This is a genomic window from Halosimplex rubrum (genome assembly GCF_013415885.1).
Lineage (GTDB): Archaea > Halobacteriota > Halobacteria > Halobacteriales > Haloarculaceae > Halosimplex > Halosimplex rubrum.
Genome location: NZ_CP058910.1, coordinates 3,192,075 through 3,209,354, shown reverse-complemented (window position 1 = coordinate 3,209,354; position 17,280 = coordinate 3,192,075). Strand labels below are relative to the sequence as shown.

The window sequence follows — 17,280 nt, the reverse complement described above, 5'->3', positions numbered from 1 at the left end:
GTCCAGCGCTCGCGGGAGTTCCGACTCGTGTCGACCGCGGCTCGGTCAGATGTCGCCGCCAACCTCGACGTCGGCACCGCCGTCGCCTGAGTTGCTAGAGGGGAGCCGGGAGGCGAGGTCGCTGACGAAGTCGCCGTAGTTGCGGGTCTGTAGCAGCACCGTCCCCGGCCCGGTGAACCGCATGACCAGTCCCTCGTCGCTAAACAGCGTCTCCTTCATCCCGCCGATCCGTTCGGTGTTGTAGTCCATCGACGCGTCCCAGGCGACGACGTGGCCCGAGTCGACGGTGAACACCTCACCGGCGCCGACCTCGTGCTCCTGGATGCCGCCGAACGCTGACAGGAAGAGCGGTCCCGTCCCCGAGGCTTTCAGCAGGAACAGTCCTTCGCCGCCGAACAGCGTGTCCAGGCCGCCCACGTCGGTGTCGAGCTCGACGCCCGACCCGGCGGCCTCGTAGGCGCCCGATTGCACGTAGACGCTGTCGCCGTCGAGCTCACGGGCGGTCATGTCTCCCGGCGTCGTCGCTGCGATCTGGACGACGCCGTCACCGCCCTCGGTGGTGAACCGGTTCCGAAACAGCGACTCGTCGCCGAGCACGGAGTCTTTGATCGACTCGAGGAATCCCTCGTCGGCGTCGCCGATCCCCGTCTCCATCCGGATCGTCTCCGTGTGCGAGACCATCGCACCGGCCTCCGTCGTGAGTTCCTCGCCCGGCGAGAGCGTGACCGAAGCGACCGCGTACGACGGCCGGTTCTCGAGTTCGTACTCCATGGTCGTCCCCGAACGAGTCGGACGAAGTGTAAATATCTTGTCCTCCGAGCGACACTCGCGGGTCCGTCGCCGAGGGCGAGCGGACGACGTTCCGCGAGGCGAAGCGTCTCCCGGTTCGATTCGAGCATCGAAAGGTGAGAGGCGGGCCGTGGACGAGGAGGCGAACCGCGGCGGCCTGTCCGGACAGGTGCCGCGGCGAGTGGTCGACGTGGGCCTGGCCGAGCGATTGGATTGCCGGGTGCGACGTGAAAAGCGTCTTGCCGGCACCAGTCGATAATGCGTCCTCCGATATAAATCTCGTGTCTGGAATCACCCCGGTGTGGCGTTCCCGTGTGACGGACTCACGCGCCGACACACCACCGGGTGATCCCGCGGTCGCTCACTCCTCGCCGGATCGGTCCGCCGACTCACCGTCGCCGGCGTCCGATCGCCCGGACGACTCGTCCGAACCGCCGCCGTCGTCCGACTCGAACTCGGTTCGCAGGCCCTCGCCCGCGTCGTCCCGGTCGTCGGACGGACGCGGCGAGTCCGACCGGCCGCCGACGAACGGTAGTCGCCGCTTGACACCCACCCGTCGGCCAGCACCGACGACGAGGAGGGCGGGCACGCCGAGCCCGAGGACCCACGGGACCGCCGCGACCCCGGCGACGAAGACGGTCCGAGCGAACGTCACGAAGCCGCCGACCGACGAGGCGAACACCGCGACGGGCGACTGCTCGTGGAACGGCGTCGGCTCCGCGGGCGCGACCGCGTCGGGCTCCGGCTCACGCAACTCGACCCGGACCGTCGAGAAGCTCACCCTGTCTCGCAGCGACCGCTGCTGGGCTTCGAGCCGCTCGATCTCGCCCTGGACTTCGGAGAGCTGCTCACCGACATCGAGGAGATCATCGGTCGTGTTGGCCGAGTCGTACAGCGACCGCAGCCGGTCGCGCTGGGCGCGGAGGTTCTCCAGCCGAGCCGTCAGGTCGACCAGCTGGTCGGTCACGTCCTCCGTGTTCGAGTCGGCCGACAGCACCGTCCCCTCGCTCTGGGCGCCCTCGTACAGCGCCGTGAAGTTGGCCGAGGGAACCCGCACCTCGACGTAGCCGGTCCGCCAGGTCCGGTTCTCCCGGTTGTGAAGTTGCACGTTCGACTCGGAGACGTAGCCGCCGAGGGCCCCCGCGCGGTCAGAGACCGCGCGCTCGGCGACCGAGTAGTTCTCGACCTCGACGGTGACCTCGCCGGTCTTGATCAGCGCCCGATCCACCTGCGCGGCCGCGCTCTGCCCGGCTCCGTCGCCGTCGTCGCTCGCGCCGAACTCGGCGTCCGCGGCGTCACTACCGCCGGATCCGCCGTCACCGCCGCTACCTCCGGCGCCACTGCTCCCGTCACCCCCACCGTCACCGCCGTCGCCGCCGCTCGCCTGGAGGTCCGCGCCCTCCTGGTTTGCCGAATCGCCCGACCCCATGCTCGCACAGCCCGCGAGAGCGATCAGTACGACCACCAGAATCGCCGCTTTTCGTCCCATACAGCTCGGATCCAGCCGTATCGGTAAAGGAGTGCCGTGGCTTCAAACGCGCGCTTGAGCTATCGACGGCGGTCTTCGAGCGCGGGGAACTCCGACCGGACCTCGGCGACCCGGTCGGCGTCGACGTCGGCGGTCACGACGGCGGCCTCGTCGCCGGCGCTCGAAAGCGTCGTCCCCCACGGGTCGTATATCGCCGACCGCCCCAGCAGGTCGGCGTCGTCGAAGCGCCCGACGCCGTTGACGGCGCCGACGTACAGCAGATTTTCGACGGCCCGCGCTCGCGGGAACAGCCGCCAGTGCTCGACGCGGGGGTAGGGCCACGCGCTCGGGACGAGGACCATCGTCGCCCCGGCGTCCACGAGGTCGCGATACAGCGACGGGAACCGCAGGTCGTAGCAGGTCGTCACGCCGACGGTGTGCTCGTCGAACTCGACGGTCGGGACGGCCTCGCCGGGCGTCAGCAACTCCTGTTCCGCCGAGCCGTAGCCGAAGAGGTGGTGTTTGCGGTACACCGCCCGGCGCTCGCCCCCGCGGTCGAGGAAGACGGCGGCGTTCGCGAGCCCCTCCGCGGCGGGCGTGTCGACGCCGTCCGCCCGGGAGGCCGCCAGGTCCTCGACGATACTCCCCGCGAGGACGCCCACGTCGTGCTCGCGCGCGCTCTCGGCGAGCGCGGAGACCGTCGGCCCGGCGACGCTCTCGGCGGCGCGGGCGTAGCTCTCGAACGCGAAGTAACCGACGTTGAAGACCTCCGGGAGCGCGACGAGATCCGCGCCGTCGGCGGCGGCCTCGGCGACGGCCGTCCGCGCGCGGTCGACGTTGGCGTCCACGTCTCCGCCCTCGACCCGCAGCTGGGCGAGCGCGAGCCTCACACTTCGACCCCGAGGTCGTCGGCCAGCGCCTGCTCCAGGTTCCGAATCTCGTCGTCCAGATTCCGCTTGAAGAAGCGTTCGACGCCCGGGAGCGAGCCGTCGACGACGAAGCGGTTGGTGAGCCGCGTGCCCTCGTCGGTCTCGGTCAGCTCGTGCTCGCCGACGACCTTCATCACCTTCGAGCGGCCGACGAACCGGACGTACTCCGGCGCTCGGCGCTCCTCGTCCTCGGTCTCGACGGCGATGGTCCGGTTCACGACCGGGATCGGGAGGTCGAGTCGCCAGGTGGCGCTCCCGTCGTCGTGGACGGTGTACTCCGAGACGACGCTGATGGCGCCGGCTCTCCGTCCCGGATCGGCGATGAACTCCCAGACGCGCTCGCGGTCGACCGGTAGCTCGAACGACCGCTCCACCCGAACAGTCATGACGGTGCTTCGGTCCCCGTCCCCTAAAAGAGCCCGTTAACTGAGCGTGACGCGCCAGGTCGTCGAGCGCGCGCGACCCCACTTCTCGATGTCGACGTCGTCGGACTCCTCGTCGAGCTTGGGCAGCCGCGCGCCGACCTGCTTCGAGGAGAGTCCGATCTGCTCGGCGATGTTCTTCGCTCTGAAGTAACTCTGCCCGCGCGAGACGCTGTCGCGTAGATAATCCAGAATCTCCCTGTCCTCCTCGCCGAGTTCGCTCATACGCCGGGCTAGGTCGCGAGTACCCTTAAGAATTCCTTACGCGTCCGCAGCGCCGTAGAGGTGGATCCCGGCGATAGAGCAGATACCCGCCACGATCGCTAGCGCGAAGCTCCAGCCCGCGACGACCTGATCGCTGTAGGCGACCAGCATCCCGATCGCGCCCGCGACCGCGAGCACGCCGAACGCCAGTCCCAGCCCGATGCCCATGTCCGAGCCCGCGGTAACCTCGCTCATACCCTCCCGTTCCGTCACTCACCACTTAATTCATTCGAGGTCGGGGCACCGACGAGTCGAGTTACAGAGGAGTGCGAGCGCGGTGAACGGCCGGGCGGTTCCCGAGCGGTCGCCGCGGATCGCAGGTCAGTCTTGCGTAGAGTCCGACTGGATGGTCGTGTGTTCGGACTCCTCGCTGAGGGCGAGGTTCGTCGCGATCTCGGCGTTCCGAACGGCGTACTGAGCGGTCTGCTGGAGGCTCACGAGCACTTCGCGCACCCGCAGCACGTCGTCGTTGGACATCTCGTCGAGGTCGTCGAGGATCTCGGCCTCGCGGTCGCCGATCTCGGCGAACATCTCGCGGACCTCGATGGCGATGTCGTAGTCCCGCTCGACGGCCGCCTCGACCGCGAGCTCGGTGATATCGTTGACCTGGTCGGTGAACTCCCGGATGCGGCGCATCGTCGAGGAGTCGACGTTCAGCGAGTGGCCCTCCGTCTCCAGGGCGATCTCCGCGATGTCCTCGGCGTTGTCCGCGGTCAGTTCGAGGTTCTTCGCGATCGACCGGTAGCCGATGAGCGGGAAGCCGTCGTTCAGCCCCACCGCTCGGGCCAGGTTCGGGTTCTGGTAGGAGGTGAAGATGAGTCGCAACAGGAGGACGAAGATCTTGTTGGCCTGGCGCTCCCGGTTGAGCGCCCGCTGGGCCAAGTCGGGGTTGCCGTGGGCCAGCGCCTTGACGGCCTCGTTTCGCATCGTCGAGCCCGTGCTCTCCAGCCGTTCGAGGAGGTTGTCGAGCGTGAAGTCCTCCGGGTCGACCGAGCAGCGGATGGCGATCCGCTCGGGCGTCTCCTCGACGACGCCCAGCCCCATGAGCTGTGTCTCGGCGTTGTAGACGGCGTTGATGTGCGCGCTCTCCAGCGTCCCGCTCTCGCCCGCGTCGACGTGGATGATGCGCCGGCCGAGGACGTACTGCGAGAGGATCGCCCGTTCGAGGGCGTCCGCGTTGAGGTCTTCGGCGTGGATGACCGCCTCGGAGTCCTCGCCCTGGACGGACTCGGGCATCACCGTCAGCGTCCCCTTGCCACCCATCCGCAGCGATACCTCGTCGCCCTTCTCGACGTTGTGCTCCTTGGCCCACTTCGCAGGGAGGGTCATCGCCAGCGTCGACGGACCCAACCGCTGGACTTTCCGCGTTTCCATACCCTTTCTTATCCGCTGTTGACCTTAAACGTATCCATACACGGTATAATACTCCGTCGAATACTATTACGTATGCTGGACGATCGTCCGGAAATCGGTACGTCCGGTCTGAATGGTTCACATACTAGGGCCGTCGGGGAAGTGACGACGATGGAGGGCGGGGAGTGCCGACAGTGGGGATGGGGGCGCCGACGGGGGAGGACGGGCGGGCCGGGCCCGGTCACTCGATACCGACGAGACGGCGCTCGTAGCGGCCGACCCTGACGCGGTGCCAGCCGCGCAGCGACTCGTCGAGGTCGGGGTCGCCCGTGTCGACCCGGAGGGCGTCCAGCCCGTCGAGTTTCGCGCGGGTCGCGACGACCTCGACCGTCGATCGGCGGATCACCGCGGGGGAGATCTGCTGGTTGCCTCGACCGAAGACGAACCCCTGGCCGCCGATCGGCGAGACGACGACGACGTTGCGCTCGCCCAGCGCCGCCTCGATCTCGGCGGCGCTCCCGTCGCGGACGACGACCTCGCCCGTCGGGCCCGAGCCGTCCCCTCGCTCGCCGTCGGCGTCCGCCCGCCACACGTCGACGCCGAGCGGCGTCCCCTCGAACCCGAGTTCGGCCTTGATCGCGCCGACGGTCCCGCCGGGACCGAGGACGTACGTGACGCCGGGCTCGACTTCCTCGGCGACCCCCTCCGCGAGCGTCGCGACGGAGCCGCCGCCGGTCTGTTTGCTCGCCTGGCGCTGCTCGGCGACCGGCGTCTCCGCGATGGCCCGCAGCTCGGTCGACACCTCCTGCGCCCGGTACGCGTCCTCGTCCACGTCGTTGACCTCGCCCGTCTCCACCTCGTCGAACGACGCGGCGACGATCCCCGCTTCCCGGGGTCGCACCGCGAACACCGACGAGTAGATCTTCACGCCCGCCGGCACCCCCAGGATCGGGATCTCGCCGTCGAGGTCGGCCAGCGTCTCCGCCACGTCGACGGCGGTCCCGTCGCCGCCGACGAACAGGATCAGGTCCGCGTCGCGCTCGGCGAACGCGCGGACCGCCGCGCGGGTGTCGGCCGCCGTCGTCTCCCCGTCTTCACTCCCCGTCGGCGCTCCGACGACCACGGGGTCGAAACCCGCCGCGCGCGCGGCGTCCTCGCCCATCGGCCCGCCGAAGGCGAGCACCTCGACGCTCGCGCCCGTCCCAGCGAGCGCGTCCAGCGCCGCGCGCGCTCGTTCGGGCGCCCGCGGCTCGGCCCCGCGTTCGCGCGCCTCGTCGACTTTCCCGTCGGTGCCCTTCAGCCCCACTCGCCCGCCCATGCCGGCGATAGGATTGACGACCACGCCGATCCGTCGCATCACCCGTGGTTCGGCGCGACCGGGCAAAAGCGACCCGACTACGGGATCGGCGGCGCCTGCACCGAGAAATCGGGCGGTTTTACATCGCGTGGGGAGAAACGGCCTCGTATGTACATGCCGCTGCAGGAGAGCGCCGAGGCCGTGCAGGGCGGGCTCATCAACGTCGCGGGGTTCGTGATGCTACTGGGCGGACTGCTGTTGACCGCGCTGTGGTGGAAAGTCCTCTACCGGTAGCGCCGCGTCACCCGCCGCTCTCCTCGTCGATATCGACCAGCTCGACACGCTCGCGGAGCCACGCGGCGGCCGCCTCGGCCTCCGCCTCGCCGCCCTGGATCTTCACCCGCACCGAGTCGCCGGGGTAGCTCCCGACGGTCACGTCGAAGCGGTCGCGCAACCCGTCGATCCGGTCCAGCAGCGCGCTCTCGGGCTCGTCGGCGACCACCGAGGCGACGTGTTCGATCTCGCCCGAGAACTCGTCGGCGACCGTCTCGAACATCGCTTCCATCTCCGTCGGAACGCCCGGCAGGACGTAGACGCTCCCGACGACGCAGCCGGGCGCGACGCCTTCGGGGTTCTTCAGCAGGCGTGCGCCCCGCGGGATGTCCGCCGTGCCCTCGGCCAGGTCGTCGGCCGCGTAGCCGCCTTCCTCGGCGAGCCACTCCAGAGCCTCGTCGCTCTCGACGACATCGCGCCCGAACGCGGCGGCGACGCCGTCCATCGTCAGGTCGTCGTGGGTCGGACCGAGCCCGCCGGTCACGAGGACGGCGTCGTAGGCGGCGCGGTACTCGTTGACGACGCGGGCGATGTCGGCCACCCGGTCCGGGAGCGTGACGACCCGCTCGACGTCGACGCCGCGCTCGGTCAGTCGCTCCCCCAGCCAGGCGGCGTTGGTGTTCACGGTGTCGCCGGCGAGCAACTCGTCGCCGACCGTGACGATGGCCACGCGCATACCCGCCGTTGGAACCCGACCCGTAAAAGGTCGCCTGCTTCCGGTCAGAACCGTCCGTTCTCCGCGACCGATCGCCCGCCCTCGGGACCGCGACTACCGCATCCCGGGCGGCGGGTCGTCGTCGTCGAACTCGTCGGTCTCGGTCTCCACGTCGAGACCGATCTCCTCGCGGCGGCGCTCCAGCACGCGGATCTGTCGGAGGTAGTAGAGCGCGCCGCCGACGCCGACCAGCGCCAGGACACCGCCGATCCCGCCGAACAGCAGCAGGTCCCGCGCGAGGTAGTAGCGGGTCAGGATGGGGCCGCGCTCGGCCGACTCCCAGCGGACGAGCATCCGGTCGGAGCCCTCCGGGACCCGCGAGGTCGACCCGCCCGGCGAGACCTTCGACAGCAGCGGCACGCCGACGCGGGCCTGCGGCGGGAGGACGACCTCGACCGAGTGGGCCGAGTCGATGAACATCGGGACCGCGAACCGCTTGGCGTTGGGCCGGTCCGCCGTGAACGCCACCTGCCCGCCGGCCGCCGGGAGCGTCACGTTCAACCGCGAGTTCGTCGCGTTGACGTGGAAGTTCGACCGGTTGGCCGGCGCGACGACCGTCCCGTTGTCGGGGTAGCGGTATCGGAGCGATGCCACGTCCAGCGGCTCGTCGGTGCCGAGTTCGCTCCGCTGGTAGAGCGGGACGTACGACTCGTTCTCGACGCCGAGTATCCCCGTGAAGTTCCCGCGGCCCACGTCGTAGGTCGTCGTCGCGTTGGTGTCCCAGTCGTAGGTCGCGTTCTGGTTGAGCCGGGCGTCGTCGGGGCCGCCGCCGCCGAACGGCGACGCGCAGCCGGCCAGCGCGACGAGCACCGCCAACAGCCCGAGCGCGAGGACCAGTCGCCGCCTCATGGCACGACGCAGAGCAGCTCCGCCGGCATGTACTGGCCGATGCTCGCCAGCAGCCCCGGCGGGTCGGTGTCCTCGGTGCAGACGATGCTCTGTTCGAGCAGGCCGAGCCGCTCGACGGTCACGATGTCCTGGGCGTGGCCCGCGCGGTTGACCGTCGCCCGCGCCTCCGCCCGCGTCGCCGAGTTGACGTTGACCCGGCCCGCGCCGCGCGTCCATTCGTAGAGGCGGTCGCGCTCGGCGTCGGCCAGCCGCGCCGGCTCGTCCGCCTCGGGGTCGGCGGCGATAAAGCGCATCGGCAGGTGCTGGACGAGGCCGAACCGCGTCCGGATCTGCTCGGGCGTCCCCTGGCCGAGCCCGATCTCTCCCGAGGGGATCCGCACGGTCCGCCCGAAGCCCGCGTGGAGGACGAACCCCTCGTCGTCCCACGAGTCGAGCGTCCCGACGTACTCCTCGCCGGGCTCCAGAGCGGGGACGATCTCGCCCCACTCCTCCGCGAGGGCGTTGGCCGCGACCGTCGCGTCCTCGCCGTCGAGGGAGACCTCGGGGAACTCGTCGTCACGGATCTCGAGGTCGAACGTCACGTCGAGGTCGCCGACGACGTTGTTCACCTGCGAGCGCAGCGAGTCCGTCGCGCGCGATCGGGCGTCGCCCTCGACGTACAGCTTGGTTGCGAGTACGACCATCAGGCCTCGCCGTGCTCGACGTTGAGTTCGTCGCGTAGCTCGTCGATCCTGGTCTCCATCGCGTCGACCAGGCGGGTGTTCTCCATCGCCTCGACGGGGTTGCCGCAGTCGGGGCACTCGAAGCCGAACTCCATGGCTTCGCCGAACTCGAAGCGGATGCCACACGTCTCACAGAGGTAGAACTCGTTGTCCTTCTCGTAGTCCTCTCGCTCCTCCAGGGCGTCGAGCAGGCGGTGCATCTCCGACTGGAGCTGCTCGGGGATCTTCTCGTACTCGAAGGTCCACAGGTAGGTGAGCCACCCCGAGTCCTCGTCGCGCAGCCGGCGGTAGCTCGCCAGGTCGTTCTCGTAGAGGATGAACAGCGCGCGGCGCACGTCGTTGAGCTCCAGGCCGAGCTCCTCGGCCAGCTCCTCGTCTGTCACCTCGCCGTCCGGCGGCGCCGCCGCCACCGGCATCCCTTTCGGGCCGACCAGCTCGTGTAAGTACTTCTGTATAACGGGGTCCTCCAGAAGTTCGTCAAAAGCCATTACGTCCGTCTCAGTCCGTGAGGCGTTTAAAAGCACCGGATGGACCGAACCGGTGCGTTCGGTCGTCTCGACGCGGATCCGCTCGCGGGAGCGCGTTCACTCCGCTCGGTCGGCCGATCCGGCCCCGTCGACCGACTCGGCCCCGTCCGGCTCGACGACGCGCTTGCCGGTCTCCATCGGGATCACCTCGCGGTCGGCGCCGACCCACTCGCGGTCGAGTTCGGCCCCGTCGAACAGCCGGTCGAGCGTCACCGCCAGCGACGCCACCTCCGAGTGGGGCTGGTTCGTCACGGCGACGTTGTAGTCGGCGCGTTCGTACACGTCGAATGAGACCTTCTCGGCGCCGACGACGAACAGCACCGGCTCCCCCGCCTCCAGCGACGCGCGCAGGTCGCCCTGGACGTTCTGGATCGGCAGGCCGTACATCGTGAGGTGGACGACCGGGCCGGTCCACTCGGAGATGGTGGCCTTGGGCGCGTCGGTGACCTCGACGCCGAAGGGACCGCCGAAGCGGTCGGTGATGTCCCGGACGGTGTCGGCCGATCCCGACGCCTTCGGCCCGAAGACGACGCGGTCGGCGCCCAGCGCCCGCGCCGTGAGTCCGACGTGGGTCGTCATCCGGTCGTCGCGGCCCGGCCGGTGGCCCAGCCGCAACACCGCGACCTCGGGTTCGTCGTTCATGAACGACGGCTACGGAACCCCCGTTTAGGAGCCTTCCGAACGCGTCCGCTCCCGCGCCGTCCGCGCTCGCGGGATCAGCCGTCGGGCCGCGCGCTCTCGATCGCCGATCGGACGCGCTCCCAGCCGAACCCGTCGACGGCCGACCCGTTCACGAACACCCACGGCGTGCCGCCCACGCCCGCGTCGATCCCCGCCTGCTTGTCCTCGGTTATCACCCGCCGATAGGTCCGACCCTCCGCGGCCGACCGCGCGCGTTCGCCGTCCGCGTCGACCTCGCCCGCCAGATCGGCGTAGGTCGACGGCCCGAAATCGCCCTGGTTGTCGAACAGCAGGTCGGCGTACGCGAAAAACGCCGCGTCGTCAGCCTCGTGCTGGACGGCGCGTGCGGCGTTCGCGGCGGTGTAGGACGCCGGCGCGTGCGTGTCCAGCGGGAAGTCGTAGTGTTCGAGTCGGACGACGCCCGGGTCGACGTACTCGCTCTGGATCTTCGGTGCGACGACGCGGTTGAACTCCCGACACGCCGGACACGCGAAGTCCTTGTAGACGCCGACCGTCACCGGCGCGTCCTCGGGTCCCTTGGCCGGCGCCGGGAGCGTCACGTCCCGGGCCGTCGGCGTGCCCTCGCTCCCCGGTCTGGAGACGAGTCCGCCACAGCCCGCGAGCGCGGCCCCGGCGACCGCGCCCGCCCCGGCGAGAAACGCGCGCCGGCTCGCCCCCCGTGGTCCGTCGTCGTTCATACGTCGTCTGTGTCCCCTCCGCGATTTACCGTTGTCGGTGACACGTTCGGTCGGCCCCGGCGACCACCGGTCGTCCCGCCGGGCTTCCGCAACACACATGTCGCCGCTGGACGACTTCCGCGCATGGACCTCTCCGGGAAGCGACTGGTCGTCACCGGGGGCGCGGGCTTCGTCGGCTCGCACCTCTGTGCGCGGCTCGTCGGCGACAACGAAGTCGTCGCGGTCGACGACCTCTCGAACGGCGAGCGCGACTGGCTCCCCGACGGCGTCGAACTCGTCGAGGGCGACCTGACCGACCCCGACGTGGCCGCCGAGGCCATCACCGAAGACGTCGACGGCGTCTTCCACTTCGCCGCGAACAAGAACGCCGCCGCCGACGACATCGACCAGTACCGCTTCAACAACGAACTCACCGAGACCGTCCTCGACCGGATGGACGCGGTCGGCGTCGACAAGATCGCCTTCACCTCCTCGTCGACGGTGTACGGCGAGGCGCCCCGTCCGACCCCCGAGGACTACGCGCCGCTGGAACCCATCAGCATCTACGGCGCGAGCAAACTCGGCGAGGAGAGCCTGCTGTCGGTGTACGCCAACAGTCACGACTTCACGGCGTGGGTGTACCGCTTCGCCAACATCGTCGGGCCGCGCCTCCAGCTTGGGGCGGTCATCCCCGACTTCATCGACAAACTGAGCGAGGACCCCGAGTCGCTGACGATCCTCGGCGACGGCCGCCAGGAGAAGTCCTACATGCACGTCGACGACTGCGTCGACGCGATGTGTCACGTCGTCGAATACGCCGACGACGACTTCAACGTCTACAACCTCGGCACCCGCACCACCACCTCCGTCACGACCATCGCCGACATCGTGAGCGACGAGATGGGGCTCGACCCCGACTACGAGTACACCGGCGGCGACCGCGGGTGGGTCGGCGACGTGCCGCGGATGCGCCTCTCCATCGAGAAGCTGTCGGCGCTCGGGTGGGAACCCGACGGCTCCAGCGACGACGCGGTGCGGCGGGCCACGCGGGAACTGCTCGACGGCTGACCGGCGGCCGGAGAACCGTCCGAAGTCCCCGCGTCAGGGCGCGTACGTGCCTTCGAGCTGCGCCTTGCCGACGACGCAGCCCTCGGCGGCGTCGTACACGTCGTCTTTCGTGGCGTCTCTGCGGAGGCTCAGGCGGTCGTCGAGCGCGTAGAGGAGGAACCGGTAAGTGTGTTCCCGGTCCGGCGGGTTCGGGCCGCCCCAGCCCGTCTCGCCGTAGTCGTTCTCGCCGGCGACGGCGCCGTCGCTCTCGAGGTCCCAGTCCTCGGGGATCGACTCGGTGTCGGCGTCGATGTTCCAGACGACCCAGTGGTCCCAGATCTTCCCGGCGGGCTCGCGCGCGTCGGGGTCGTCGACGACGATCAGGAACGATTCCGTGCTTGCGGGCGCGCCGGTGATCTCGAAGGGCGGGTTGACGTTGTCCGCTGTGTAGCCGTAGCGTTCGGGGATCGCCGCGCCGTCCGCGAACGCCGGACTGGTGAGTTGCAGGTCGGCCATGCTACGGCGAACCGACGACGCCCCGACAGTTAAACCCGCCCCACCGTTCGCCTGACCCACAGGTCGACACCGCCCGCCGGGAGCCGGTCCGACCGCCGGAGCGCCACGACTATATCCGGGGGTCGCCAACCCGCGGGCGTGCAGATAGTGGGGTACGAGACGGGGACCGACGGCCCGCCAGCGCTGCTGATCGCCGACGACGGGTCCGTCTCGACCCTGGTGCTCGACCCCGGTACCGACCTCTCCTACGCCCTCGACGAACGCCACTGCGCCGGCGTGCTCGACGACGGCTCGCACGCGTCCTGTCCCCGCGACGGCGCGCCGTACTGCGACGACCACACCTACCGCTGGCCCTGCGCGCGCTGTACCGGCGAGTGCTCGATGCCCGTCGAGTCCTGTCGCGAGGAGCACGCCATCTACCTCGCCGCGTTCGCCCCCGAGACGTTCAAGGTCGGGGTCACCCGCTCCTGGCGGCTGGACACCCGCCTCCGCGAGCAGGGCGCCGACCGCGCCGCTCACCTCCGGACGGTCGCCGACGGCCGCGTCGCCCGACAGATCGAGGCCGAGATCGCGACCGAGATCGGCGACCGCGTGCGCGTCCGGACGAAGGTCCGCGGCCTCCACGAGACCGTCGACGACGCCGCCTGGGAGTCGTTGCTCGCCGAGTTCGACCCGACCGAGACGTACGACTTCGACTACGGGTTCGAGCCGGCCGACCGGCCGGTGGCCGAGACGCTCGCCTCGGGGACGGTCAGGGGCGTCCAGGGTAGGGTGCTCGTACTCGACAACGGCGGGAGCACCTACGCCGTCGACATGCGCGACCTCGTGGGCTACGACGTGACCGCGGGCGACAGCGATCGAAACCTCCAGTCCAGCCTCGGCGCCTTCGGGTAGGCTCCGCCGACCGCCGCCCCGACCGGACGGGCCGACACTCCGGCCGCGACGGGCCGCGGTCGCGACCGCTGGTGTTAGACACAAGACATTTACCGGGTGCCGATGGGCTGGAGAACGTGAATCGAGAAGCGTGGCTGGGCGTCCTCGCGCTCGCGCTCGTGGTCGGTGCCGCGGGGCTGGCGCTCGCGGCGCCGAACGCCCTCGCCGAGCGGACCGACGAGAACGTTCGGCCGAGCGTCCTCTCCCTCCAGGACCCCCGCGTCGCCGCGGGCGAGGTCGGCGGCGAACGCGCCGAGCTATCGCTGGACGTGCGGATGGAACACCGCGGCGGCCCCGCCGACAACGTCACCGTCGAGATCCAGGCCGTCGACACCGACACCGGCCTCGTGGCGACCACAGTACGAAAGGACCTCGGGACGATCGATGGGAACCGCGAGGTTCGCACGCGGGTCAACGTCACCGTCGACCGGCAGGGGGGCTACCGCCTGTACATCCGCGTCTACGAGGACGGTCGCCGGGTCGAGACCGGCAGCACCGAGGTCAGCGGCGTCGACTCGCTGACACCGGACTACGCCGACACCAGCGTCGGTTTCCACCGCTTCGGCGACAGTCCGACCTCGATTCCGGTGATCACCTACGACATCGCCGAGGAGGCGGACAACCGGACGACGCTGCGGACGGGCACCTACCTCACGAACCGCGGCGACGAGTCGGCGGGCGGCCTGCGGCTGGTCGTCGTGGCGCGGCAGGTCGAGTCGAACGTGATCGCCGACCGCGCGACGGTCGAAATCGACGAGATCGGGCCGGGGCAGACGGTCACCGAAGCGGCCGACCTGACGGTGCCGTCGAACTACAACTACTACCTCGACGGGATGTTGTTCAGGGACGGCGTCGTCGTCGAGTCGGCGACCGCGTCGGCGAAACTCGACCCGTCGCGGCCGGTCCCGGAGAACACCACCCGCGAGGAGGTCGACTTCCGGGCGGGCGACTTCGAGCGGGGTGACGGCGGTGGCGCGGGCGCGACGCCGATGCCGACCGACGCCGGCGCGTCCGGTCCCGGCTTCGGCGGCGCCGGTGCGCTCGCGGCCCTGCTCGCGCTCGCCGCGCTCGCGACACGGAGGAACAATGAGTGACAGCAACAGCGACGACGCGACCGCACAGGGGGACGACCAGCCGATCGACGCTCGGAGCGCCGACAGCGGGACGGCCGCGGAGGGCGACCGCGACCCCGCTCGCTCCGAGGGGGGCGTCGACGGCCGGGACATCGTGGGTTACGTCCAGTGGGCGGCGTTCGCCATCCTCTGTCTGCTGGCGCTCGTGGCGACGTTCCGGTTCTACTTCGCGGCCAGCGAGGCGATCCGGGTGTGGTTCAGCCCCGACTTCGTCCCGGTGTTCCAGGCCGTGTTCAATCTGGTCGTGCTCGCGGCGTCGGCGATCGGCATCTCGGTGCTCGTGCGCCGGATCGCCTGATCGGTCGCCCGCCGGGACCGTTCGGTCGGCCGTCCGGAAAGCGCCCGGTACGACAACCCTTTTGGGACGCCGCGGCCAAGCGCGACCATGGCAGACGATCCTTCCGACGAGAACGACACAGACGCCGAGGAGTCCGCCGACGGAGCCGAGGGCGGCGACGCCGACGGCGAGAACGACGGCGAGTCCCAGTCCTTCCGCGAGCGGGTCGAGGAGATCCGCCAGCAACGCGCCGAGGAGGGCGAGGGCGACGGCGAGGGGATGAGCCGCGAGGAGCGCATGGAAGAGATGATGGGCGGCGGCGGCGGCGGCCCGCCCGGCATGGGCGGCGGTGGCGGCGGCAACCCCTTCGCGCAGATGATGGGCGGCATGATGGGCGGCGGCGGTGGCGGCCCGCCCGGCATGGGTGGCGGCCCCGGCGGCCCGGGCGGTCCCGGCGGCCGCGGCGAGGAGGAGTCCTCTTCGAAGGCCGACGAGGAACTCGTCCGCGAGGTCCGCAAGCTCCGCGACGAGGTCCACGACGCCCGCCGCGAGCTCGGTCGCATCGCCGACGCGCTCGAGGACTGAGCGACGGCTTATCGGCGCGCTCGACGGCTGAACGGTCGACTGCCGGCGCGTTCCGGTCGACCGATTCACTTCTCGGCCAGGTACCAGACGGCCTGCTCCAGTAGCGTCGGGCGGACCGTCGCGGGCGGGCGCGCCGCCCGAACGAGCGCGAGCGCGTCGCGCAGCGAGCGATTCTCGGTGACCGCGATCGCGACAGCGGCGACCGCCGCGCTCCGCGAGACCCCGTGCGAACAGTGGACGAGCAGTGGCCCCTCCCGCTCCCCGAGGAGCCGACACGCCGCGTCCGCGGCCGCCTCGAACGCGCCCCACTCGTTGTCGGGGCCGTCGACGAGGGGACGGTGGTGTGTCGTCGCCGACCGCGGTTCGGCCGTCAGCGAGAGGGCGTGGTCGAACGAACGGGCGCATCGGTCGCGGTCGGCGGCCGCCGCGTTCCCGACGAACAGGTCTCGGTCGCCGACTCGTCGGGCGATCGGTCGGTCGTGTCCGTAGCCGAACGGGCGGACGACCGTCTCGCCGTGGCGCCACCAGTCGGGACCCTCGCGACCGCGGTTCGTGCCAGGCATGGCTGTTGGACGCGAGCGTACCGGGAAAGAAGGGGCTAGCGGGTCTACTCCTCGTAGGCGAGGTTCATGACGAACTGCGAGAAGGTGTCGCTGTGGGCGTTGATCTCGTCGTCGCCGACGAACGGGGAGAGCTGGTCGCCGGCCATCAGCAGCGAGAAGTCCAGGTCGCGGGCCGCGGGCGTGAGGTAGTAGGTGTTGTGGCCGTTGTAGACCGTCTCCTCGCGCTGGATGAGGTCCTGGTCGGCCAGCGCGTCGGCGATGCGACTCCCCTTGCGGGAACTCACGTCCAGTTTCTTCCAGAAGTCGCTCTGGTGGATGCCACCCGTCTCCCGGATGAGTTCCAGTCCCGCGCGCTCGTCCTCGTTGAGGTCGGCTTCGGCAGCGGACATACGGGTACGGTCCGTGTCTCGGCCGTTTAAATTTGCCCCTCCGCCTCCCGGTAGGCCGTCTCGCAGGGCGGCCCGTCGGCGTACCGGTACCGCGACCCGTCGCGGCCGATCTCGACCAGCGACGACGAGCGCGTGCCGAAGCCGTCGCGGTGGACGCAGACGCCGTAGTCGTGGTCCGCGATCACGTCCGCGGCGCGGTCGAGCCACCCCGTGCTCGTCTCTCCGGGTTCGACCTGCAGCGCGCTCGCGACCTTGCCGGCGTTGTCGGCCTGGGCCCGCCCGGCCTCGGCGCGCGTCTCGGGGATCGCGTAGTCGCCGTCGGCGCCGACGTTGACGACGACGTGGACGCCGGGGTCGAAGTTGCGGACGCGACGGGTCTCGCCGTCCCATTCGACGAGCAGGGCGGCGCCCGCGTCGGCGAGGACGAGGTTGAACCCGTCGTAGACGCGGTCGTCGAGTTCCCGCTCGACGAGGCGGACGGCGTCTTCGGCCGACGACTGCCGGAGCGCGTCGCGGACGAGCAGGCCCCGCGAGCGTTCACCGGTGGGTTCTCGGCCGGTCCAGCGGTTCGTGATCGCGACGAAGACCCCTTCGTCGTTGTAGCCGATCCAGGTGCCGCCGGCCTCCTCGTCCCGCGGTGCGACGACGCGGGGCGACTCCTCGATCACCTCGGGCGGCCGCGACGGTCTATCGAGCGCCTCGTCGCGGTTGGCCGCGGCGACGACCGGCGCGTCGGGGAACACCTGCCAGGCGAAGACGAGCGTACACACGATTCCCGGTAGGCGACGAACGGGATTAAATCTCGTGGCGC

Annotated in this window: 24 protein-coding genes; 6 read left to right on the top strand and 18 right to left on the bottom strand. The window is 70.3% G+C overall.

Annotation, left to right across the window (positions count from 1 at the left end):
- Positions 1 to 45 precede the first annotated feature (45 nt).
- The 8 genes from HZS55_RS16190 to HZS55_RS16155 form a co-directional block, all read right to left on the bottom strand.
- The gene (locus HZS55_RS16190) at positions 46 to 771 is read right to left on the bottom strand and encodes a TIGR00266 family protein (RefSeq protein ID WP_179908613.1); all 726 of its coding nucleotides are present in this window, start codon (positions 769 to 771) and stop codon (positions 46 to 48) included.
- Between the two features lie 379 nt (positions 772 to 1,150).
- Complete coding sequence (locus HZS55_RS16185) at positions 1,151 to 2,278, bottom strand: DUF4349 domain-containing protein (protein WP_179908612.1); 1,128 nt, start codon at positions 2,276 to 2,278, stop codon at positions 1,151 to 1,153.
- Positions 2,279 to 2,337: 59 nt separating this feature from the next.
- Entirely contained in the window at positions 2,338 to 3,147 is an 810-nt protein-coding gene (locus HZS55_RS16180) for a nitrilase-related carbon-nitrogen hydrolase (RefSeq protein WP_179908611.1), read from the bottom strand.
- Positions 3,144 to 3,572 (bottom strand): CoxG family protein, encoded by a 429-nt coding sequence (locus HZS55_RS16175; RefSeq protein ID WP_179908610.1) that lies wholly within the window; start codon positions 3,570 to 3,572, stop codon positions 3,144 to 3,146. The genes HZS55_RS16180 and HZS55_RS16175 overlap by 4 nt, the downstream gene beginning before the upstream one ends.
- 36 nt (positions 3,573 to 3,608) lie before the next feature.
- Positions 3,609 to 3,833 (bottom strand): DUF7123 family protein, encoded by a 225-nt coding sequence (locus HZS55_RS16170; RefSeq protein ID WP_179908609.1) that lies wholly within the window; start codon positions 3,831 to 3,833, stop codon positions 3,609 to 3,611.
- Positions 3,834 to 3,869: 36 nt separating this feature from the next.
- Positions 3,870 to 4,067, bottom strand: a complete 198-nt coding sequence (locus HZS55_RS16165; protein WP_179908608.1) for a DUF7525 family protein — start codon at positions 4,065 to 4,067, stop codon at positions 3,870 to 3,872.
- 126 nt (positions 4,068 to 4,193) lie between these two features.
- Positions 4,194 to 5,246, bottom strand: coding sequence for a phosphate signaling complex PhoU family protein (locus HZS55_RS16160; RefSeq protein WP_179908607.1), 1,053 nt, complete (start codon positions 5,244 to 5,246; stop codon positions 4,194 to 4,196).
- Between the two features lie 220 nt (positions 5,247 to 5,466).
- Positions 5,467 to 6,582, bottom strand: a complete 1,116-nt coding sequence (locus HZS55_RS16155) for an ATP-NAD kinase family protein (RefSeq protein WP_179908606.1) — start codon at positions 6,580 to 6,582, stop codon at positions 5,467 to 5,469.
- 108 nt (positions 6,583 to 6,690) lie between these two features.
- Here HZS55_RS16155 and HZS55_RS22850 point away from each other — a divergent pair, with 108 nt between their 5' ends.
- On the top strand, positions 6,691 to 6,816 hold the full coding sequence (locus HZS55_RS22850; protein WP_268869916.1) for a hypothetical protein: 126 nt from the start codon (positions 6,691 to 6,693) through the stop codon (positions 6,814 to 6,816).
- Between the two features lie 7 nt (positions 6,817 to 6,823).
- Here HZS55_RS22850 and HZS55_RS16150 read toward each other — a convergent pair whose 3' ends face one another.
- From HZS55_RS16150 to HZS55_RS16125, 6 genes are all read right to left on the bottom strand, one after another.
- A complete protein-coding gene (locus HZS55_RS16150) occupies positions 6,824 to 7,531 on the bottom strand; it encodes a competence/damage-inducible protein A (RefSeq protein WP_179908605.1) in 708 nt (235 codons plus the stop codon).
- Between the two features lie 93 nt (positions 7,532 to 7,624).
- Positions 7,625 to 8,419, bottom strand: a complete 795-nt coding sequence (locus HZS55_RS16145; RefSeq protein WP_179908604.1) for a DUF5803 family protein — start codon at positions 8,417 to 8,419, stop codon at positions 7,625 to 7,627.
- Complete coding sequence (locus HZS55_RS16140; RefSeq protein WP_179908603.1) at positions 8,416 to 9,102, bottom strand: DUF2110 family protein; 687 nt, start codon at positions 9,100 to 9,102, stop codon at positions 8,416 to 8,418. Before HZS55_RS16140 ends, HZS55_RS16145 begins: the two co-directional genes overlap by 4 nt.
- Positions 9,102 to 9,629: a transcription factor E gene (gene tfe, locus HZS55_RS16135; protein ID WP_179908602.1), complete on the bottom strand. Its 528-nt coding sequence runs from the start codon at positions 9,627 to 9,629 to the stop codon at positions 9,102 to 9,104. Before tfe ends, HZS55_RS16140 begins: the two co-directional genes overlap by 1 nt.
- Positions 9,630 to 9,725: 96 nt before the next feature.
- Positions 9,726 to 10,310 (bottom strand): tRNA (cytidine(56)-2'-O)-methyltransferase, encoded by a 585-nt coding sequence (locus HZS55_RS16130; RefSeq protein WP_179908601.1) that lies wholly within the window; start codon positions 10,308 to 10,310, stop codon positions 9,726 to 9,728.
- A gap of 74 nt (positions 10,311 to 10,384) precedes the next feature.
- Positions 10,385 to 11,047 (bottom strand): DsbA family protein, encoded by a 663-nt coding sequence (locus HZS55_RS16125; protein WP_179908600.1) that lies wholly within the window; start codon positions 11,045 to 11,047, stop codon positions 10,385 to 10,387.
- Between the two features lie 123 nt (positions 11,048 to 11,170).
- Here HZS55_RS16125 and HZS55_RS16120 point away from each other — a divergent pair, with 123 nt between their 5' ends.
- A complete protein-coding gene (locus tag HZS55_RS16120) occupies positions 11,171 to 12,094 on the top strand; it encodes an NAD-dependent epimerase/dehydratase family protein (protein WP_179908599.1) in 924 nt (307 codons plus the stop codon).
- A gap of 33 nt (positions 12,095 to 12,127) precedes the next feature.
- On the opposite strand, the gene HZS55_RS16115 is transcribed toward HZS55_RS16120, so the two are convergent.
- A complete protein-coding gene (locus HZS55_RS16115) occupies positions 12,128 to 12,589 on the bottom strand; it encodes a YbhB/YbcL family Raf kinase inhibitor-like protein (protein WP_179908598.1) in 462 nt (153 codons plus the stop codon).
- 138 nt (positions 12,590 to 12,727) lie between these two features.
- On the opposite strand from HZS55_RS16115, the gene HZS55_RS16110 reads away from it, so the two are divergent.
- The 4 genes from HZS55_RS16110 (at position 12,728) to HZS55_RS16095 (ending at position 15,517) form a co-directional block, all read left to right on the top strand.
- Positions 12,728 to 13,483, top strand: a complete 756-nt coding sequence (locus tag HZS55_RS16110) for a DUF2797 domain-containing protein (protein WP_179908597.1) — start codon at positions 12,728 to 12,730, stop codon at positions 13,481 to 13,483.
- A 116-nt stretch (positions 13,484 to 13,599) separates the two neighbouring features.
- Positions 13,600 to 14,616, top strand: coding sequence for a DUF7490 domain-containing protein (locus HZS55_RS16105; RefSeq protein ID WP_246308281.1), 1,017 nt, complete (start codon positions 13,600 to 13,602; stop codon positions 14,614 to 14,616).
- Entirely contained in the window at positions 14,609 to 14,953 is a 345-nt protein-coding gene (locus tag HZS55_RS16100; protein ID WP_179908596.1) for a hypothetical protein, read from the top strand. The genes HZS55_RS16105 and HZS55_RS16100 overlap by 8 nt, the downstream gene beginning before the upstream one ends.
- 87 nt (positions 14,954 to 15,040) lie before the next feature.
- Positions 15,041 to 15,517 carry a hypothetical protein gene (locus HZS55_RS16095; RefSeq protein ID WP_179908595.1) on the top strand — a complete coding sequence of 159 codons (477 nt, stop codon included), beginning with the start codon at positions 15,041 to 15,043 and terminating at the stop codon, positions 15,515 to 15,517.
- Positions 15,518 to 15,582: 65 nt separating this feature from the next.
- Here the strand turns inward: HZS55_RS16095 and HZS55_RS16090 are convergent, their stop codons facing one another.
- Genes HZS55_RS16090 through HZS55_RS16080 form a run of 3 tightly spaced genes read right to left on the bottom strand, consistent with a single transcriptional unit; the run spans position 15,583 to position 17,239 of the window.
- Entirely contained in the window at positions 15,583 to 16,080 is a 498-nt protein-coding gene (locus HZS55_RS16090) for a dual specificity protein phosphatase family protein (RefSeq protein ID WP_179908594.1), read from the bottom strand.
- Between the two features lie 44 nt (positions 16,081 to 16,124).
- Positions 16,125 to 16,469, bottom strand: coding sequence for a helix-turn-helix transcriptional regulator (locus HZS55_RS16085; RefSeq protein WP_179908593.1), 345 nt, complete (start codon positions 16,467 to 16,469; stop codon positions 16,125 to 16,127).
- A gap of 26 nt (positions 16,470 to 16,495) precedes the next feature.
- Positions 16,496 to 17,239: an NRDE family protein gene (locus HZS55_RS16080; RefSeq protein WP_179908592.1), complete on the bottom strand. Its 744-nt coding sequence runs from the start codon at positions 17,237 to 17,239 to the stop codon at positions 16,496 to 16,498.
- Between the last annotated feature and the right edge of the window lie 41 nt (positions 17,240 to 17,280).

What these genes read in the sequence shown, in the direction of transcription:
- HZS55_RS16190 (WP_179908613.1), bottom strand. Translation starts at nt 771, where the DNA reads ATGGAGTACGAACTCGAGAACCGGCCGTCGTACGCGGTCGCTTCGGTC.
- HZS55_RS16185 (WP_179908612.1), bottom strand. Translation starts at nt 2,278, where the DNA reads ATGGGACGAAAAGCGGCGATTCTGGTGGTCGTACTGATCGCTCTCGCG.
- HZS55_RS16175 (WP_179908610.1), bottom strand. Translation starts at nt 3,572, where the DNA reads ATGACTGTTCGGGTGGAGCGGTCGTTCGAGCTACCGGTCGACCGCGAG.
- HZS55_RS16170 (WP_179908609.1), bottom strand. Translation starts at nt 3,833, where the DNA reads ATGAGCGAACTCGGCGAGGAGGACAGGGAGATTCTGGATTATCTACGC.
- HZS55_RS16165 (WP_179908608.1), bottom strand. Translation starts at nt 4,067, where the DNA reads ATGAGCGAGGTTACCGCGGGCTCGGACATGGGCATCGGGCTGGGACTG.
- HZS55_RS16160 (WP_179908607.1), bottom strand. Translation starts at nt 5,246, where the DNA reads ATGGAAACGCGGAAAGTCCAGCGGTTGGGTCCGTCGACGCTGGCGATG.
- HZS55_RS16155 (WP_179908606.1), bottom strand. Translation starts at nt 6,582, where the DNA reads ATGCGACGGATCGGCGTGGTCGTCAATCCTATCGCCGGCATGGGCGGG.
- HZS55_RS22850 (WP_268869916.1), top strand. Translation starts at nt 6,691, where the DNA reads ATGTACATGCCGCTGCAGGAGAGCGCCGAGGCCGTGCAGGGCGGGCTC.
- HZS55_RS16150 (WP_179908605.1), bottom strand. Translation starts at nt 7,531, where the DNA reads ATGCGCGTGGCCATCGTCACGGTCGGCGACGAGTTGCTCGCCGGCGAC.
- HZS55_RS16145 (WP_179908604.1), bottom strand. Translation starts at nt 8,419, where the DNA reads ATGAGGCGGCGACTGGTCCTCGCGCTCGGGCTGTTGGCGGTGCTCGTC.
- HZS55_RS16140 (WP_179908603.1), bottom strand. Translation starts at nt 9,102, where the DNA reads ATGGTCGTACTCGCAACCAAGCTGTACGTCGAGGGCGACGCCCGATCG.
- tfe (WP_179908602.1), bottom strand. Translation starts at nt 9,629, where the DNA reads ATGGCTTTTGACGAACTTCTGGAGGACCCCGTTATACAGAAGTACTTA.
- HZS55_RS16130 (WP_179908601.1), bottom strand. Translation starts at nt 10,310, where the DNA reads ATGAACGACGAACCCGAGGTCGCGGTGTTGCGGCTGGGCCACCGGCCG.
- HZS55_RS16125 (WP_179908600.1), bottom strand. Translation starts at nt 11,047, where the DNA reads ATGAACGACGACGGACCACGGGGGGCGAGCCGGCGCGCGTTTCTCGCC.
- HZS55_RS16120 (WP_179908599.1), top strand. Translation starts at nt 11,171, where the DNA reads ATGGACCTCTCCGGGAAGCGACTGGTCGTCACCGGGGGCGCGGGCTTC.
- HZS55_RS16115 (WP_179908598.1), bottom strand. Translation starts at nt 12,589, where the DNA reads ATGGCCGACCTGCAACTCACCAGTCCGGCGTTCGCGGACGGCGCGGCG.
- HZS55_RS16100 (WP_179908596.1), top strand. Translation starts at nt 14,609, where the DNA reads ATGAGTGACAGCAACAGCGACGACGCGACCGCACAGGGGGACGACCAG.
- HZS55_RS16095 (WP_179908595.1), top strand. Translation starts at nt 15,041, where the DNA reads ATGGCAGACGATCCTTCCGACGAGAACGACACAGACGCCGAGGAGTCC.
- HZS55_RS16090 (WP_179908594.1), bottom strand. Translation starts at nt 16,080, where the DNA reads ATGCCTGGCACGAACCGCGGTCGCGAGGGTCCCGACTGGTGGCGCCAC.
- HZS55_RS16085 (WP_179908593.1), bottom strand. Translation starts at nt 16,469, where the DNA reads ATGTCCGCTGCCGAAGCCGACCTCAACGAGGACGAGCGCGCGGGACTG.